Source organism: Prauserella aidingensis (genome assembly GCF_024171865.1).
Lineage (GTDB): Bacteria > Actinomycetota > Actinomycetes > Mycobacteriales > Pseudonocardiaceae > Prauserella > Prauserella aidingensis.
This window is the reverse complement of record NZ_JAMTCN010000032.1, coordinates 13464-30882: the sequence shown is the minus strand read 5'-3', so window position 1 is coordinate 30882 and position 17419 is coordinate 13464. Positions and strand designations below refer to the sequence as shown.

At 70.2% G+C, this 17419-nt stretch carries 16 protein-coding genes; 3 read left to right on the top strand and 13 right to left on the bottom strand.

All coding sequences use genetic code 11. The features are described from left to right. Positions 1-69: 69 nt before the first annotated feature. The 5 genes from manA to LY13_RS22705 all read right to left on the bottom strand — a co-directional run bounded on the left by manA (position 70) and on the right by LY13_RS22705 (position 4726). Positions 70-1305 carry a mannose-6-phosphate isomerase, class I gene (gene manA, locus LY13_RS22725; RefSeq protein ID WP_253830604.1) on the bottom strand — a complete coding sequence of 412 codons (1236 nt, stop codon included), beginning with the start codon at positions 1303-1305 and terminating at the stop codon, positions 70-72. A 43-nt stretch (positions 1306-1348) separates the two neighbouring features. Next, on the bottom strand, positions 1349-2443 hold the full coding sequence (locus tag LY13_RS22720) for a hypothetical protein (RefSeq protein WP_253830589.1): 1095 nt from the start codon (positions 2441-2443) through the stop codon (positions 1349-1351). Then, positions 2436-2693, bottom strand: coding sequence for a Trm112 family protein (locus LY13_RS22715; protein WP_253830588.1), 258 nt, complete (start codon positions 2691-2693; stop codon positions 2436-2438). Before LY13_RS22715 ends, LY13_RS22720 begins: the two co-directional genes overlap by 8 nt. An 87-nt stretch (positions 2694-2780) precedes the next feature. Then, positions 2781-4133 carry a phosphomannomutase/phosphoglucomutase gene (locus LY13_RS22710; RefSeq protein ID WP_253830587.1) on the bottom strand — a complete coding sequence of 451 codons (1353 nt, stop codon included), beginning with the start codon at positions 4131-4133 and terminating at the stop codon, positions 2781-2783. A gap of 191 nt (positions 4134-4324) precedes the next feature. After that, positions 4325-4726 (bottom strand): DUF3499 domain-containing protein, encoded by a 402-nt coding sequence (locus LY13_RS22705; RefSeq protein ID WP_253830586.1) that lies wholly within the window; start codon positions 4724-4726, stop codon positions 4325-4327. A gap of 177 nt (positions 4727-4903) precedes the next feature. On the opposite strand from LY13_RS22705, the gene LY13_RS22700 reads away from it, so the two are divergent. After that, positions 4904-5338 carry a metallopeptidase family protein gene (locus LY13_RS22700; protein ID WP_183650370.1) on the top strand — a complete coding sequence of 145 codons (435 nt, stop codon included), beginning with the start codon at positions 4904-4906 and terminating at the stop codon, positions 5336-5338. 13 nt (positions 5339-5351) lie between these two features. Here LY13_RS22700 and LY13_RS22695 read toward each other — a convergent pair whose 3' ends face one another. Together LY13_RS22695 and LY13_RS22690 are read right to left on the bottom strand one after the other, a co-directional pair. Then, positions 5352-7667 carry a hypothetical protein gene (locus LY13_RS22695; RefSeq protein WP_253830585.1) on the bottom strand — a complete coding sequence of 772 codons (2316 nt, stop codon included), beginning with the start codon at positions 7665-7667 and terminating at the stop codon, positions 5352-5354. 161 nt (positions 7668-7828) lie between these two features. After that, positions 7829-8152 carry a WhiB family transcriptional regulator gene (locus LY13_RS22690; protein WP_253830584.1) on the bottom strand — a complete coding sequence of 108 codons (324 nt, stop codon included), beginning with the start codon at positions 8150-8152 and terminating at the stop codon, positions 7829-7831. A gap of 376 nt (positions 8153-8528) precedes the next feature. Between LY13_RS22690 and LY13_RS22685 the strand changes: the two genes are divergently transcribed. Beyond that, positions 8529-9311, top strand: a complete 783-nt coding sequence (locus LY13_RS22685; RefSeq protein ID WP_253830583.1) for a site-2 protease family protein — start codon at positions 8529-8531, stop codon at positions 9309-9311. A gap of 25 nt (positions 9312-9336) precedes the next feature. On the opposite strand, the gene LY13_RS22680 is transcribed toward LY13_RS22685, so the two are convergent. From LY13_RS22680 to mshB, 3 genes are read right to left on the bottom strand one after another with little or no spacing between them, the layout of a single operon-like run. Continuing rightward, on the bottom strand, positions 9337-10134 hold the full coding sequence (locus LY13_RS22680; protein ID WP_253830582.1) for a hypothetical protein: 798 nt from the start codon (positions 10132-10134) through the stop codon (positions 9337-9339). 8 nt (positions 10135-10142) lie between these two features. Continuing rightward, positions 10143-10610: a hypothetical protein gene (locus tag LY13_RS22675; RefSeq protein WP_253830581.1), complete on the bottom strand. Its 468-nt coding sequence runs from the start codon at positions 10608-10610 to the stop codon at positions 10143-10145. Continuing rightward, complete coding sequence (gene mshB / locus LY13_RS22670; RefSeq protein ID WP_253830603.1) at positions 10607-11440, bottom strand: N-acetyl-1-D-myo-inositol-2-amino-2-deoxy-alpha-D-glucopyranoside deacetylase; 834 nt, start codon at positions 11438-11440, stop codon at positions 10607-10609. Before mshB ends, LY13_RS22675 begins: the two co-directional genes overlap by 4 nt. A 118-nt stretch (positions 11441-11558) precedes the next feature. Between mshB and LY13_RS22665 the strand changes: the two genes are divergently transcribed. Next, complete coding sequence (locus LY13_RS22665) at positions 11559-13346, top strand: ABC transporter ATP-binding protein (protein WP_253830580.1); 1788 nt, start codon at positions 11559-11561, stop codon at positions 13344-13346. Positions 13347-13454: 108 nt separating this feature from the next. Here LY13_RS22665 and LY13_RS22660 read toward each other — a convergent pair whose 3' ends face one another. The 3 genes from LY13_RS22660 to LY13_RS22650 all read right to left on the bottom strand — a co-directional run bounded on the left by LY13_RS22660 (position 13455) and on the right by LY13_RS22650 (position 17347). Beyond that, positions 13455-14381: an ABC transporter permease gene (locus tag LY13_RS22660; protein WP_253830602.1), complete on the bottom strand. Its 927-nt coding sequence runs from the start codon at positions 14379-14381 to the stop codon at positions 13455-13457. A 1-nt stretch (position 14382) separates the two neighbouring features. Continuing rightward, positions 14383-15399, bottom strand: a complete 1017-nt coding sequence (locus tag LY13_RS22655; RefSeq protein WP_253830579.1) for an ABC transporter permease — start codon at positions 15397-15399, stop codon at positions 14383-14385. 187 nt (positions 15400-15586) lie between these two features. Then, positions 15587-17347, bottom strand: coding sequence for an ABC transporter family substrate-binding protein (locus LY13_RS22650; RefSeq protein ID WP_253830578.1), 1761 nt, complete (start codon positions 17345-17347; stop codon positions 15587-15589). Between the last annotated feature and the right edge of the window lie 72 nt (positions 17348-17419).

The window sequence follows — 17419 nt, the reverse complement described above, 5'->3', positions numbered from 1 at the left end:
AAACCGTGAGCCCGCGCCCGCCGGCCTCCCGCGCAGGGCGGCCGGGCGAACACGCAGCGCAAAGCCTCACTAATGCCCGCGCAAGGACGTGCCCGCGGTGGCGCGGAAGAGCTGCGCGGTGTCCTCCCCGACCGCACGGACCCGCACCGCCGGATCCGACGCCGGCCGCCACACCGACTCGCCCCGCCGCAGTTCGACCTTCGTGCCCTCGTCGTCGTAGAGCAGTAGTTCACCGGCGGTGCAGAGCAGGATCTCCGGTCCGGCACCGGCCAGTTCGACCTCGCGCCGGTCGACGACGTCCCAGTCGACCCGCGACAGCTGGAACTCCGGCGTCTCCGTGCGGTAGACCGCGACCGTGCCGTCGGGTTCGCCGGTCAGCACCGGCATGTCACCGCACCCGAAGTCGACGACGCGCAGCAGTTCGGGCACGTCGACGTGCTTCGGCGTCAACCCGCAGCGGAGGATGTTATCCGAGTTGGCGAGGATCTCGACGGCCGTGCCGTAGAGATACAGGTGCAGATTCCCCGCAGGCAGGTACAACGCCTCACCGGCGTGCAGCGTCACGAGGTTGAGCAACAGCGCCGCCAGCACGCCCGCGTCGCGCGGATGCGCCTCGCCGAGCTGCAGCACGGTGCGGCACTCGGCGGCGAATTCACCCTTCTCCCCGACGTGCCGCACGCAGGCGTCGAGCACCTCGGGCAGCAGCTCGGCCAGCGCCGACTGCGGCAGGGTGATCCACGTCGTGAACAGCGCACGCAGGCCGTCGGGATCCGGCTGCTCGGCCAGCAGCTCGACGTAGTGCGCCAGACCGGGCGTCTCGATCTCGCGCAACAGCCGCACGGTGCGGTGCGGATCGCGGAACCCGGCGAGCGCGTGGAACTCGGTGAGCGCGCACACCAACTCGGGCTTCGGCGTCGGGTCGGGATAGTTGCGGTTCGCCGCGTCCCGCGGAATCCCCGCGGCCTCCTCCCGGGCGTAGCCCTCGGCGGCCTGCTGCGCGGACGGGTGCGCCTGCATCGACAGCGGTTCCTCCGCCGCGAGGATCTTCAGTAGGAACGGCAACCTGCCGTCCCACCGGTCGGCGCACCGCGTGCCCAGTTGGCCCTGCGGATCGGCGTCCACGATCTCGAGCAGGCTCACCTCGCTGCCGTCGGCCCGCCGCACCCTGGCCGGATCGCCGGGATGCGCGCCGTACCACAGTTCGGCCTCCGGATGCGGCGACGGGACGGGTCGGCCCAGCAGCTCCGGAATCGTCGTGCGGGACCCCCACGCGTACGCCCGCACCGCGCCCTGCAGCAGCTCCACGGTCAACTCCACTCCTCGCCGGCCTCGCCCGGCCGTGCCACCGTCACAGTGACAGCGGCGCGACGCGGCCGGCTCCCCCGATGGTTCCAGCCGCGAGCCCCAGGTACACCGCGGCGAACTCGAATCGCAACGCCAGCACGGCGGCGCACGCGACGTCGTCGGCGTCGGCGAGCTCCTCCGCGGGTGCGAGCACGTCCGCGGCGGGCAGGGTCTCCCCCACGCGGAACCGCGCGTCGTCGACTCCCGGGCCGCTGCGCACCGCCAACAGCAGGGCACGCGGCGGCGCAGCGCCGCCGACCTCGTCGAAATCCGGATCGGCGAAGATGTCCCGTTCGTCACCACCACGTGCGGCGATCGCGTGCAGAGCCGGGCGGGCGAGCGCCTGCCGGTAGTCCGACACGTCCGCCACGATCGCAGCATGCGCACCCAGCGCATAGGCGGCGTGCTCCCCGACGGCGACGCCCGCGTGGTCCAGCCCCCACAGCAACGGCGTCCGATCGGCGATCCGCAGCGCCAGCGACTTCGCCGGATTCACGAACGACTCGTGTTCGAGGTGGCCCCGGGCCGCCTCGTTGTCCAGCCGATCCGCCAGGCCGTCGACGTCCGACACCAGCAGGCCGAGCGCACCCGCGGTGAGCAGCCCCGACGTCAACGCACGCGGGAACGCCAGCTCGGGCGGGCCCACCACCCGCGGCGACAGCACCAGGCCACGGCCCGCCACCGCCGACGCGACCGGACCCTCCGGCGGCGCCGACAGCACGACCGTCGCGCCGTAGCGCGCGGCCCGCTCCAGCGACACCGCCAGGTCACGGTCGTAGGGGTCGTCGGTGTGCGCCAGCACGACGTCGAGCGCACCGATCCACGGCGGCACCGTGTCGGTCACCACGACCGGCACCGGGCAGGCCGGCGCCAACAGGGCTGTCAGCAGGTGCGCCGCACCGTGCCCCGCCCCAGGCCGGACGATGATCACGAGCGACCGGGGCCGCCCGATGTCCAACCGTTCGGGCAGCTCCAGCTCGTTCGCGGCCTCGATGGTCGACCGCACCTGCGCACCGGCCATCGCGGCCGCACGCAGCACCCCGCCCGTGTCGGCGTCGTCGAGCCTGCGGGGGTCGTCGAGCAGCGTGTCGTCAAACACTGCCGGCCCCGGAATCGCCGCCGGTCCCCGAATCGCCCGTGCCCGCGGGGTCGGCGGCCGGTTCGCCGCCGTCGGCCTCGTCGAGCAACAGCACCGGAATGCCGTCCCGCACGGGGTACCGCCTGCCGCAGGACGTGCAGGTCAGCACGTCGGCAGCAGGGTCATCCGGCGTGCCTGCCGTCAGCGGAGCATGGTCCGCCGACGGGCACGCGAGGATGTCGAGCAGTTGCGGATCGAGAGTGACGGCCATTTTTCCTATTTACCACGGTTGGCCCTCCCCTCGGAGGGCAGTCGACAAGTGTTCGCCCACGGCCGGTCGGTCCGGGCCGTGGACCGCTCACGCACGGACGATCGCCAGCACCTCGTCGGTCAGCGCCGTCACGGCCGCCTCGTCCGGCGCCTCGACGTTCAGGCGCAGCAGCGGCTCGGTGTTCGACGCACGAAGGTTGAACCAGCGGTCGCCGAAGTCGACCGTCAGCCCGTCCAGCTCGTCCACCGACGCGCCGCTTCGGCCCTCGTAGGTCTCCTTCACCGCGGCCAGCCTGCCCGCCTGGTCCTCGACCGTCGAATTGATCTCACCGGAGGCGGCGTAACGCGAGTACCGCGCGGTCAGCTCGGACAGCGTGCCCGGCTGCTCACCCAGCGCGGCGAGCACGTGCAGCGCGGCGAGCATGCCGGTGTCGGCACGCCAGAAGTCGCGGAAGTAGTAGTGCGCCGAGTGCTCGCCGCCGAACACCGCTCCCGTGCGCGCCATCTCCGCCTTGATGAACGAGTGGCCCACGCGGGTGCGGATCGCCGTGCCGCCCTGCTCGGCCACGATCTCCGGCACGGCCTTCGACGTGATCAGGTTGTGGATCACGACCCCGCCCGGCTCCTTCGCCAGCTCCCTGCTCGCCACCAGCGCGGTCACGGCCGACGGCGACACCGGATCGCCGCTCTCGTCGATCACGAAGCAACGGTCGGCGTCGCCGTCGAAGGCCAGGCCGACGTCCGCACCGGTCTCGCGGACCTTCGCCTGCAGGTCGACGAGGTTCTTCGGGTCCAGCGGGTTGGCCTCGTGGTTGGGGAACGTGCCGTCGAGCTCGAAGTACATCGGGACGATCTCGATCGGCAGACCCTCGAACACCGTGGGCACGGTGTGACCGCCCATTCCGTTGCCCGCGTCGACGACGACCTTCAACGGGCGGATGCCGGTCAGGTCGACCAGCGAACGCAGGTAGTCCGCGTACTCGGACAGCACGTCGCGCTCGGTGATCTCCCCGGCCTGGCCCGCGAACTCGGGCACACCGTGCTCGACGGTGTCGCGGATCTCCGCCAGCCCGGTGTCCTGGCCGACCGGCGCGGCACCGGAACGGCAGAGCTTGATGCCGTTGTACTCGGCCGGGTTGTGGCTGGCCGTGAACATGGCACCGGGCATGGCGAGCTTGCCGGACGCGAAGTACAGCTCGTCGGTGCTGGCCAGGCCGATCGACACGACGTCGAGTCCCTGCGACGTCACGCCCTCGGCGAACGCCGACGCCAGGTCCGGCGACGAGTCACGCATGTCGTGGCCGATGACCACCGACGGCGAGTCGGGCTTGATCAGCAGGGCGAACGCGGCACCGAAGTCCCGCACCAGGCCTGCGTCCAGCTGGTCACCGACGACGCCACGAATGTCGTAGGCCTTCACGATGGCCGACAGGTCTGACACGCCTCACTCCCCGATCATCCGATTGGTGACTCCCCAGAGCCTGAAATCTCGCCCCGGAGCCTACCCATTCGCCCGATCATGCCAACGCAGCGGTGACGTCACGGGTTCCGGATCACGGAGCGTGTCACCGAGCGTGTTCCGGACGCCACGGCTCACCGCGCCAGTCGGCGCGGGCCCACGGTCTCGCCCGGCTACGCGTGCCCGGGAAGAACACGGAGATGCCCACGCCTGCCCGGCTCCGTGCCCGTCGTACCCATCGCGCCGGAGCCGCCGGAGTCGCCGGAGCGATCCGACACCGCGGCAGGCGGCTCCGCGGGTTCGGGCCTGCCCGCCTCCCGCACGGCCTCCGCCAGCGCGGTCAACTCGTCCACGGTGGGTTCCGGAGGGGAGAAATCGCCCTCGTGTCGCACGACCTCCCAGCCACGCGGCACGGTCAGCCGCATCGCGTGCGCCTCGCACAGGTCGTAGGAGTGCGGTTCCGATGACGTGGCGAGCGGACCCACCACCGCGGTCGAGTCGCTGTAGGCGTAGGTCAGCGTGGCGACGGCGGGCTCATGACAGCCCGTCCGCGAACACTTCCGCACGCTCCGCACGGTTGATCACGATAGCCCCTCCTCCCGGGTGAGGGGTAGCTGACACGCCCGCCCGTCGCCCGCCCCCGCCCATCTCGGCGGTGCCGACGTCGCCGGGACGGTTGGTGCCGTCCGGGCGGGCGGATGGGTACCCTGGGCCCGGTGACGACGGCTCGAGGTGCACGGTTTCGACGGCGTATGCGACGCGACCGCCACGGGCGGGGACTGCGCGGTCCGCTGTATCCGGCCAGCCTGCCCGCCGCGTCGACTCCGGCCGAGCGGTTCGACTCGCTGGTGCTGGATGCGCTCGAACCCATCGAAGGGCGCTGGCGCAGCGAACTGACGAAGCTCGACGTCGCGGTCGACGACGTTCCCGAGGTCAAGGACGGCCCGCCGGGCACGGTCGACGAGGGAGTCCTGCACGACGGCGCGGTGCCGTTGTCGCGGCTGGTGCCGGCGGGCGTCGACAGGTCGGGGCTGCCGACCCGCGCGCGCATCGTGCTCTACCGCAGGCCGCTCGAGGCGCGCGCCCAGGACCCGTCCGACCTGGCCGACCTGGTGCACGACGTGCTCGTCGAACAGATCGCGGCCTACATCGGCGTGGAACCGGACATCATCGACGGCGGCCACTGAGCCGTCCGGCTCCTCACCGGCCGCGGGACGTCCGCAGCTTCCCCGGCACGGCCGTGAGGACCGTGAACAACAGGGCCGCCACACCGACGAGCAGGAACACCGAGTGCCACGGCGCGGCGTAACGCACCACGACCTCGGACTCCGACTCCGGCACCGCCACGGACACCTGATGCCCCCACGCCGGTGTGATCGGCACCGGTTCTCCGTCGACCGTCGCGCTCCACCCCGGTTCGTACTCCGCGGCCAGCACCAGGAGTCTGCCGTCGGGCCCCTCCGACACGCGCACGCGCGCCTCGGGCAGGCGCGCATCGACCGGGGCGATCGCCGAGCCGCGCATGAGCTCGTCGCTCGGGGCGCTGCCGCTGACCGCGCGATGGGCCTGTTCCGGGGACACGAGGGTGACCTGACCGGCCTCCGGGGTCAGCCGCAGCACCGTGCGGCCGTCGGACGTCGACGGAGCCGAGCGCACCAGGTCACTCGCCTCGCCGCGCAGCGCACCGCCGTTCTCACCGGGCGGCAGCACCACGAACTCGACCCCGGCCGCGGCGGCGTTCGTCACCGCGTCACGCGAACCGGCCAGCAACCCGTTGCGCCACCCTTCGAGCCGCTCGGCCATCCCCTCCGCGGGAGCGAGCGTGTCGTCGCCGAACTGCGGGGTGCGGCCCGCCGTGAGCCGGTCCGGCGGCGGCACCGGCACCCCGTCGCGGCCGAGTACCAGCGCGCCGCGTCCGCTGTCGGCCAGTTCGTCGGCGAGCGCCGCGGGCAGTCGTGTGCCGCCGCCGTCCCGCACCTCGCCGGGCCCGTCGAGGAACGCCACCATCGCCAGCACGACGAGGGTGACGGCCGCTCCGCCCGCGGCCACCACGGGCAACCCGCCGTCACCCGCACCGCGGCGGGCGCCGAGCACGACGGCGACGAGTCCCGCGGTCACGACCACGAGCGGCGCCCCGGCGTACCCGGGCATGTCTCCGCCGCCGGTGACCGGTTCCGCCCGCACCAGCTGTGTGACGGCCACGCCCGCGCAGCCGATCACGACGAGCGCCGCCCCCGCGGCCATCCGCGCGGACGCCGCCGTGACGACCGCGGCCACGGCGACGACCACCAGCACGAGTCCGAGGGGAACGCCGCCCGACGGATGCAGGCCCGCCAGGCTCGCGGCCGTCGCCGTGTCGGCGGGTCCGGTGAGCCCGTGCAGCAACAGTGCGGGATGCATGACCAACGTCGGCAGCCACGGCAGTGCCAGCGCGAGTGGCCCCAGCACCACCATGCCGAGGGCAGGGAGCCCCTTCCACGACCGTCCCCCCGGAACGGGCAGCGCCACGAACGCGGCGAGCAGCCCCACCAGGAGCATGCCGTACGTGATCGGGGAGAACACGCCGAGCACCGCCATCCCCAGCGCGCACAACGCACTGAGCGGAAGCCGGCGCACCTCACCGCCGAGCAGCAACGACGCGATCCCGGCGACGACCGCGGGCAGCGCGATGTGCACCACGACGACGCCGATCCGCCCGGATGCGACCGCGTCGGTCGCGGCGGGCGCGAGCGCGTAGGCCGCCGCCCCGCCTGCGCGGGTCCACCGGCCGGCGCTGAGCCTGCGGGTCGCGGCGTAGGCGACGAGCGCCGAGACGGGCAGGTCGAGCAGCAGGAGCAGGGACACGGCGACCGCGGGACCGCCGAGCACGGCGCCCAGTCCGCCCAGTACCGCCAGTGCCGGTGAGCCTGCGCTCGTCGTGCCGCCCGCGACACCGTGCCACGCGTCGAGGTAGGCGGACCAGACGTCACCGAGGTCCCCGACCGGCAGCAACGCTCCGCCTGCGAGATCCACGCCGAGACGGTCGGCCGCGACGCCGTGCAGCAGCAGTGCCAGGACGGTGAGTGCCAGTGCGAGCACGGTCGGCGGAGCGAGCAGGAACCGCCGCACCGCCGACGGCCCGAACCGGCCGCGCCCCCGCCCCGAGACCGCATCGCCGGAACTGTCGGTCTCGTCGGACACGGTCTGCGCCCCGGAAGCGCCGGCGTCGCCGGGCCCGCCTGCCGTGTCGGACTCGTCGGAAGCACCGGCGTCGTCGGGCTCGTCGTCGCTCACACGGTCGTCGCCGGCCCCGCCGTCCGCGTCGACCCCGTGTTCGCCGTCCCGTTCGCCGCGGTCCGGTTCGGCATGCGTGTCGGGCTCGTCGTTCGTCTCCGACTCGGCGGCCGGGCACGACGAGTCGTGCTCGGCCGGACCGCCACCGGACTCGGCCGGACCGGACTGCGATGTTCGGGGCACTGCGTCACTCCGGAACTCGACGATCACCAGCACGGAGAGCAGCACGGGGACGACCGGCACGACGGCGACGCAGCGGCGTCATCGTGGACCGACGTCACCGTGCAACGGCCTGTAGCGACGTCACAGTGCACCGACGTCGCCGGTGCACGTGCCGGATCGCCCCTCGCGCGCACTCGCGTGCGCACAGTACGCCTTCCGGTGCTCGTGCCCTGCGAGCAGTGTCAGACCGCGCGCTTCTTGAGCTTCCGACGCTCCCGTTCGGACAGTCCGCCCCAGATGCCGAAGCGTTCGTCGTGCGCCAGCGCGTACTCGAGGCAGTCGTCCTTCACCTCGCAGCCCTGGCAGATCCGCTTGGCCTCCCGGGTCGAGCCGCCCTTCTCCGGGAAGAACGCCTCCGGGTCGGTCTGCGCACAGAGCGCCCGTTCCTGCCACTCCTGTTCGTCGGTGATGTCGAGGAGCTCCGCGAGAGCCTCGAACTCGCCGTCAGTCTGAGCAGCCCGGTCCACCGGCCGTCCCCACTCGGTTCCCGTCATGTCCAACCGCACGTCCGCCTCCTCGCTTCCACGCACTCCCAGGCTGGCGGTGTTCGTCCCCTGAGCCCGTCAGACCGGTTCGCAGTGCGAACCTGCCCTGCACTGCCCCCCTTTGGCAGCGAATGACATCAATGTGATTACACCTGTGTAGTGCGGCGAGGTCAAGCGGAGTAGCGAGGATGGGGGATAGATCGCGGCCGTTGCGCAAGCGGACACGCCGAGGCGACCACACAGCGATCTCACAACTCATTCGCGTGTCGATCCCACCACGCCGTACGCGGTGCGTCGACCCGACGGCCCCGATCGACGGACGCCCGGTCCGGACCACCCGCCGCGTCCGACCCCGCCGCTTACACCGGCCCTGCACCCGATGCGCGAGGATGGGACCGTGCAACGTTCGGTGGTCCGGCCCAGCCCGCTCTTCTACGCCCTGCTCGCCGTCACAGCCGTGGGCGGCGCACTGTGCGCCCTGTTCCCGCCGCTGTCGGTGAACTTCGGCGGTGTCGACCGTGACGTCGTCGGCACGCTCGGCATCATCCTGCTCGTGCTCGGCGGTTGGGCGGTGTCGCTCACGCTGCACGAGTTCGGTCACGCGATCGTGGCCTATCGGGGTGGCGACCGGGAGGTGGCGCTCAAGGGCTACCTGTCGATGGACATCCGCCGCTACACGGACCCGGTGCTCTCGCTGGTCCTGCCGCTGATCATCCTCGCCATCGGCGGCATCCCGCTGCCCGGCGGCGCGGTGTGGATCAACCGGTGGGCGCTCCGCTCCCGCACGGTGTCCTCGTGGGTGTCACTCGCGGGCCCGCTGAGCAACCTCGCGATCGGCATCGTGCTGACGCTCGTGATCGTGCTCGCCCCGCTGCCCGCGGGGCTCATGATCGGCCTGTCGTACCTCGCCTCGGTGCAGATCCTGGCGTTCGTGCTGAACATCCTGCCCGTGCCGGGGCTGGACGGTTACGGCGCGATCGAGCCGTACCTGTCGCCGCAGGCGCGGGAGTTCGGCATGAAGGCGCGGCCGTGGGCACCGCTGGTGCTGTTCGCGTTCATCATCGCCGTGCCCGGCGTCAGCGCCGCGCTGTGGGACGTCACGAACGCCATCTTCGGCGCCGCCGGTGGCAATGACGTCGCGGCACAGCTCGGCCAACTGGCGTTCATGTTCTGGCGTTGATCCCGCAGGGCGGGTCCCGGCCGGTTCAGGCCCCGTCGGAGCCGGCGGCGGGGGCCGGGTGGGCGGCCAACCACCTGTCCGCCCGTTTCGCGACGCGTTTGAGCCCGGACCGCTCGCCCAGGTAGTCGGCGGCCATGCCGATTCCGGGCAGGAGCCCGAGTGCCTTGTGGTAGAAGCGGCCGCTCGGCCGTTTCTCGAGTTCATCGGGGATCTCCTGCAGCGACCGGCCGAGGCGCCACAACGTGCGGGCCACCGTCTTCAGCGACGTCCTGCCGCGCGCCGAGCGTTCGCCGTCGAGTTCCTCGGTCAGCCGCTCCGTCTCGGCGTCCTCGGCGCCGCGGTCGGCCATTCTGCCCTCGGCGAGTTCCGGCGGGATGTCGCGTTCGAACAGCACCCAGGCGATCAGCCGGACGCGCGTGGCGACGTCCGTGTGGCCGCGCTCGCCTGCCAGGGCGCACAGCAGCAGACCCTGTCCCGCCGCACCGAGCGTGTCCTGCACCGGCAGCAGGTCCGACACGGCGCCCGCGATCCCCGGAACCGCGGCGACCAGCGACGTGAACCGGCCGACCCGGCCCGTCCACCACGTCGTGCGCGCGCCGATGTCCATGTCCGCCCACGCCGCCGTCCCCGGCAGCTTCACGGCGTTGAGCCCGTGGAGCAGCCGGTCGCGCAACCTCGGGTCGTCGATCACCGGATCCTCGGCCTCGCGCGCCAGCACCGAGAACGGGTCCTTCTCCCGCAGGGCGTCCACCAGCGGACCGGTGGCGCGTACGTAGGGACGCAGCACGCTGACCACGTAGGCGTCGGTGATGTGCTCGGCCATGGCGACGGCTACCTCCGTGTCGGTGTCGGGCTCGGACGGGAGGGCTTCGCGGGCGCCGACGACGCACGGTCGCGCGACTCCCGTGCCGCACGGCCCAGGACACCGCCGAGCACGAGTGCCGCGGGCACCGCCCCGCAGCCGAGCAGCAGCAGCGTGCGCAGGTCCGCGATGAGGACATGGTCGTCACCGGGGCCCGCGATGCCCACCACCAACACGGTCAGTACCCACACCACGAGCGGCACCATGCCCAGCCTGCGCTCGCCGAGCCTGCTGGCCGCCGACACCAGCCACGGCGTCGTCAGGGCGGCGAGCACCACGGCGATCGGGAACGGTGCGTCCCCGACCCGCGGCAGCAACGTGCCGTCGAGCCGCAACGGCAGGAAGAACAGCTCCAACAACGCCAGCAGCACGGCGTCGAGCGAGAGCAGGGCGAGCCATGCGGCCGTCCGTGCGGGTGCGAGTCGCCTGTCGCTCATCGGAGCCCTCCGAACAGGTCGGTCTCGGCGCCCTCGGCCGGACCGTGGGCCAGCACGAAGTGCTCGGCGGCGGGCACCGGCTGGGCGATGCCGTTGGACAGGGCGAAACAGTCCGGCCCGACCGCGACCTGCGTCTCGTGGGCGGCGAGCGCGGCGAACTTGCGCCACCGGTGCGCGCGGATGTCGACGACCGTGGTGATGTCCGCGTCCGGCGTGGTCGGCAGTTCGTCGTCGCCGGGGATCCGGAACCCGACGTCGCCCGCACCGCGCAGCGCCGCGAGGCCCTCGACGGTCGCCCGTCGCGACGACACGGTGTGGAACACCCGCCGCACCGACGAGGCACGCGGCGCCGCGGCCATGGTGATCTCGTGGGCGCGGATGTGGTCCGGGTGGCCGTACCCGCCGTGGGCGTCGTAGGTGACGACGACCTGCGGCCGCAGTTCGTCGAGGATCGCCGCCAGCTGATCGGCCTGCTCGTCGACGTCACCGCCGGTGAAGGCCCGCGGATGCTCGGCCGACGGCGTGCCCGCCATCCCGGAGTCGCGCCAGCGGCCCATGCCGCCCAGATACCGGTGGCCCGTCCAGCCCAGCGCCCGCCCCGCGGCGGCGAGCTCTCCGTTGCGGTAGCCCCCCAGCTGGTCGCCCGCCCACGCGCCGAGCTCGCCGAGCGCGGACGGGATGATCTCGCCCTCCTCGCCGAGCGTGCACGTGACCACGGTCACAGGAACGCCGTCGGCTGCGTAACGGGCGATCGTGCCGCCCGTCGTGATGCTCTCGTCGTCCGGGTGCGCGTGCACCAACACGAGGCCGTGTCCGTCATCGTCCGAGATCACAGCTCAACATTAGTTCCTTCGACCCGTCCCCCGAACGGCCCATGTCGACTATCCTCGCGGCCAACGTCCACGACCACCGAACGTGGCACCCGAACCCGCACTCGAAGGGCATCTGGTGAGCACAGAAACACAGTCACCGCAGGTCGCCGGCACAACCGGGCCAGTCCTGTCCATTTCGGATCTCCACATCTCGTTCAAGACCGAGGACGGCCCGGTCGACGCCGTCAAGGGGATCAGCTTCGACGTCGAGCCCGGGGAGATCCTCGCGATCGTCGGCGAGTCCGGGTCGGGCAAGTCCGTGACCTCGATGTCCGTCCCCGGCCTGCTGCCGAAGACGTCGTCGATCAAGGGCGCGCGCAGGGTCGAGAACCTCGACCTCGGCGGGCTCTCGCCCAAGGAGTTGCGCAAGCACCGCGGCAACGACGTGGCGATGATCTTCCAGGAGCCCATGACCGCGCTGAACCCGATGTACACCATCGGCTGGCAGCTGCGGGAGTCGCTGCAGGCGCACCACAAGGACATGTCGAAGGCCGCCGCCGACAAGCGCGCCGTCGAACTCCTCGAGCTGGTCGGCTTTCCCGAGCCGGACAAGCGGATCACGCAGTACCCGCACCAGCTCTCCGGCGGTCTGCGCCAGCGCGTCGTCATCGCGATGGCCATCTCGTGCGACCCGAAGATCATCATCGCCGACGAGCCGACGACCGCGCTCGACGTGACCGTGCAGGCCGAGATCCTCGGCCTGCTGCGCCGGCTGCGCGACGAGCTCAACACGTCGATCGTGCTCATCACGCACGACATGGGGGTCGTCGCCGACCTCGCCGACCGCGTGCTCGTGATGTACAACGGCGAGATCGTCGAACAGGCGCCGGTCGCGGACCTGTTCGCGGACCCGCAGGAGGACTACACGAAGCGTCTCCTCGCCGCGGTTCCCGTGCTCGGTTCCCGCCCCGCGGGCCGCAGGCTCCTCGAATCCGAACCGGACGTATCCCCCGAACCGGAGATCTCCGATACCGAGGTCGCGGAGCGGCTCAAGGAGGTCGAGCAGGAGCTTGCCGGTGACGTCCAGGACGAGGCGCCCGCGCTCGAGCTGAAGAACCTCGTGCTGGAGTTCCCCGGCCGTGGCCGCAAGAACAAGGTCCGCGCCGTCGACGACGTGTCGCTGAGCATCGAGCGGGGCGAGATCCTCGGCCTGGTCGGCGAATCCGGCTCCGGCAAGTCGACCGTCGGCCGGTGCGCGATCCGGCTGCTCGACCCGACGTCGGGGACGGTGTCCGTCGGCGGCCGTGACATCACGAAGCTGTCGACGAAGAAGCTCCGGCCCTTCCGCCGGTACTTCTCGATCGTCTTCCAGGACCCGGCGTCCACACTGGACCCGAAGATGACGATCGGCGAGTCGATCGCCGAACCGCTGGTACTGCACAAGGTGCTGTCCGGCAACGCCCTCACCGCGCGCGTAACGGAACTGCTCGACCAGGTGCAGCTGTCCGCGCACTATCGCAACCGCTACCCGCACGAACTCTCCGGCGGTCAGCGCCAGCGCATCGCCATCGCGCGGGCCCTGGCGCTGGACCCGAAGCTGCTCATCGCCGACGAGCCGACGTCCGCACTGGACGTGTCGGTGCAGGCGAAGGTGCTCGACCTGTTCCTGGACCTGCAGCAGCGGCTCAACTTCGCGTGCCTGTTCATCAGCCACGACCTCGCCGTCGTGGACCTGCTGGCCGACCGCGTCGCCGTGATGCGCAAGGGCGAGCTGGTCGAGGTCGGCGAGCGGGACCAGGTGCTGCACGACCCGCAGCACGACTACACCAAGCGGCTGCTGGCCGCCGCCCCGGTGGCCGACCCGGCCAAGCAGCGTGAGCGCCGCGAGGCCTGGGAAGCGGGCAGGTACACGCTCGCCGAGTGAGCCTGCCGGACGCCACACACGAGAAGGGCGGTTGTCGTTTCCCCGAGGAAACGGCAACCGCCCTTTCGTGTGCCGGGCTGTGGGTCAGCCGTGACGCCGCGCCGTGGGTCAGGCCTTGACGCCGCGCTGCCGCGGGTCGAAGGCGTCCCGCAGCCCGTCGCCGATGAAGTTGATCGTCAGCGAGATCAGCACCAGGACCGTGAAGGCGCCGAAGAACAGCCACGGCCTGCCCTGCATCTGCTCGTAGTTGTCCGAGATCACCAGGCCGAGCGAGGTGTCCGGGAGCTGCACGCCCAGGCCGATGAACGACAGGGCGGCCTCGGCGAGCACGGCCTGCGCCACGGCGAGCGTGGCGTTCACGGTGATCGTGCCGACCATGTTCGGCACGAGGTGCTTGAACACCACGCGCCCGGTTCCGGCACCGGACGCACGCGCCGCCTCGATGAACTCCCGCTGCGACAACGACATCGCCTCGGCACGGGTGATCCTGGCGATCGGCATCCACGCGAACATCGCCAGCACGAGCGCGACGACGTACCAGCTGCCGTCGAACACCCGGACCATGATCGCCGCCGCCGCGATCGACGGCACGATCAGGAACAGGTCCGTCAGCCGCGAGATCGCCGAGTCCGCGAACCCGCGGAGATAGCCGGCGAGCGCGCCGAGGACGACGCCGACGATCGTCGTCAGAAACGCCACCGTGATCGCGATGAGCAAGGAGAACTGTGTCCCCCTGAGCACCTGGGCCATCATGTCCTTGCCGACCTGCGTGGTACCCAGCGGATGCTCTCCACTCGGCTCCACATAGGAGGAGAACGAGGCGTCGGCGTAGCTGTGCGGGTAGAACAGCGGCAGGATAATCGAGGCCAGAATGATCAGCGCGAGTACGACCACGCTGCCCATGGCCAGCTTGTGCCGCAGGAACTTCCGCAGCACCATCGTGCCCTGACTACGGGCCTCGGGAAGCGCCTCGGCTCCGCTTCCGCCGGTGTTCTTGTCGCGGCCGGATTCGGCACCGGCCTCCATCGAGTTCAAGTCAGCCAACGCGAATCCTCGGGTCCAGAATGCCGTAAACCAGGTCTGCGATGAGGTTGGCGACGACCACCGCGACGGCGATGACCACGATCCAGCCCATCAGCGTGTTCGGGTCGTTCTTGTTCACGGCCTCGACGAGCACCGAACCCATGCCGTTCCACGCGAACACCCGCTCGGTGATGATCGCGCCGGTCACGACCGTCACGAAGTTCACCGAGAACAGCGTCGTCACCGGGATCAGCGCGTTGCGGAACGCGTGCCGCATGATCACGCGACCCTGCGAAATGCCCTTGGCCTGCGCCGTTCGGACGTAGTCCATGTTCATCGTCTCCAGCATCGACGAGCGCTGGAACCGGCTGTAGGCGGCGAAGCTGATGAACATGATCGACAGGGTCGGCAACAACAACCCGCCGATGTAGCCGATGATCGAGTCGAAGAAACCGTCCCCGCTCAGCGACTCGGGGCTCGTGGTCTTCAGGAACGGGTTGCCGAGCCAGGAATCCCAGCCCAGATCGTTGATCATCAGGTTCAGGTCGATGCCGTACATCTTCAGCACGATCGCCACGCAGAAAATCGGCATCGAGAAGAAGATGAACGCCATGGTGGTCGCGATGTAGTCGATCGGCGAGTACTGCTTCACCGCCGCGAGCACACCGACGGCCACACCCAGCAGCAGCGCGATGATCTCGGCGGCCAGGATCAGCTGGATCGTGACCTCGAAGGCGCTCATGATCTTCGGAAAGACGGGCTGCATGTTCGAGCCCTGGGCGATGGAGATACCCCAGTCGCCGGTGAGGAAGCCACCGAGCCAGTCGAAGTATCTCGGCACGATGCCCTTGTCGAGCCCCAGCTGCTGCGACAGCTGATTGATCGACTCCTGACTCACCCCTGGTTGCGTTCTCAGTTCGCCGAGAGGATCACCCGCGGCCGCCACCATGCAGAAAACCAGGAAACTTCCGACAAAGAGGATCGGAATCGAAATCGCCAATCGGCGAAGGATGTAGACAACCAGGTTCAACGACTTGCTCCTAGTCCGAGCCCCGCCCGGAATCATGCGCTACTGCTCGCGCCACGATAGTGGTTACCACTGCAGAGTAAACAGGTACTTACGTCGGACGTCGGGGGCCGGACGATCGGTCCGACCCCCGACGTCCACGTCAGCGCGGTCGAGTGCTCACGGCACTGCGGCGGGCGAGCTGCCGAGATTACTCGGCGGCCTCCCATTCACCGACATTCCACAACGCACCGTTGTAGGACTGCATGTACACCCGGTCGATACCGCGGAAGCCCCACATCGACGGCGTGGCGAACAGCGGGAGCGTCGCATACGCGTTCGCCAGCGCCTTGTCGGCCTCCTGGTAGTGCTGCCGGGCCTCGTCCTCCTTGGTCGACGCAACGGCCTGCTCGTAGGCCTGGTCGACCTCCTCGCTCTCCAAACCCTGCCAGTTCTGCCCGCCGTCGGACGAGTAGAGGTTCTTCTGCGTGGTCTTGAACGGCTCCGAGGACCAGCCGAACAGCGCGACGTCGTAGTCACCCTTGTCGACCCGGCCGGCAAGGAAGTTGGCGTCCTGGTCGTCGGTGACCTCGATACCGGCATTCGCCGCCGCCGACTGGATGATCTCGACGGTCTGCTGCCGGCGCTCGTTCTCGTTGTGCGAGATCTCGATCGAGAAGCGCTCACCGTTCTTGGCGTAGATGCCGTCGTCGCCCTTCTCCCAGCCGCCGTCCTGCAGGATCTGCTCGGCCGCTTCGGCGCCCTGGCCGGCCTTGTCGCTGTAGACGTCCTGGTAGCCGTCCTCACCCTGGAAGAACACGATGCTCTGCAGCACCTCGGCGTCCGGCTGGACACCCTTCAGCAGCTTGTCGATGATCTCCTGCCGCGGCACGATCGCGAAGAACGCCTTGCGCGCGGCCTCGTCGGAGAAGATGCGGTCGAAGTTCAGGTCCAGGTGCTCGTAGGTCAGCTGCGGTGCGGAACCGTAGGTGACGCCCTGGGACTCCAGGTTCTGCAACGTGTTGGCGGCGGTGGCGTCCGGCTGCGTCGATGCGGCGACGTTGATCTCGCCGTTCTCCAGCGCGGTGGCCATGGCCTGCGTGTCCGGGATCGCGCGGACGGTGACCTCCGAGGGACCGCCCTTGGCGCCGATCCACTCCGGGTTCTTGTCGAGCACGACCCGGCCGGAGTTACGGTCGAAGCTCTTGATCTTGTACGGACCGGAGCCCGGCATCAGGTCTTCGTCGAAGCCCTTCCAGCCGCCTGCCCAGAACTCGGCGACGTCGGAGACGTTCGACGAATCCGGGGTGACCGACATGATGTCGTCGACGCCGGCCTCCTGCTCGAGGATGTGCGCAGGCAGGATGGCGCCGGAGGAAAATAGGCCCTTGTAGTCGATGTAGGGCTGCGAGAACTCGGCGGTGAACGTCTGCGCGTCCGTGCACTCGGGCTGGTCGATCAGCTCGTAGCCGGTGCTGAAGGCGACGTTGAACCCGTCGGCCTTACCGGAGTGAGCCAGCCAGGCGAGGTAGAAGTCGGAGCAGTCCCACGCCTCACCGTCGGACCACTTGGCGCCGTCCTTGATCTTCCATTCGACGGTGAAGGGGTCCTCGGAGGTGACCTCGATCGACTCCATGACGTCGCCGTTGGTCAGGACCTTGTTGTTGCCGTCGAGCAGGGTCGGCGCAGCGAGCACCGAGGTCAGCACGTAGTTGTTGTACGAGCTGTTCGCGTCCGCGGTGTCATTGTTGTACGCGGTGAACTGGTCGTCGATCGCGACCGTCACCGGGTCCATCTCAGGCACGTCGGCGAGCGTGAAGACGTCGCCTTCCTGTGCCTTGCCCTCGGCCATGCCCGAGACGTCGCCCGTCGAGCCGCCGCCCGAGTTCTCTTCTCCGCCGCCGCAGGCGGTCAGCACGAGAGCCGACACCGCCGTCACAGCCATGGCGGAGATTGCTTTGGATCTCCTCATTCGTGTGCCCTCCTAGCACTGAAGACTCTGCGGTTGTCCGCACCGCAGAGTCCACACCCTCCGGCCGGTCTG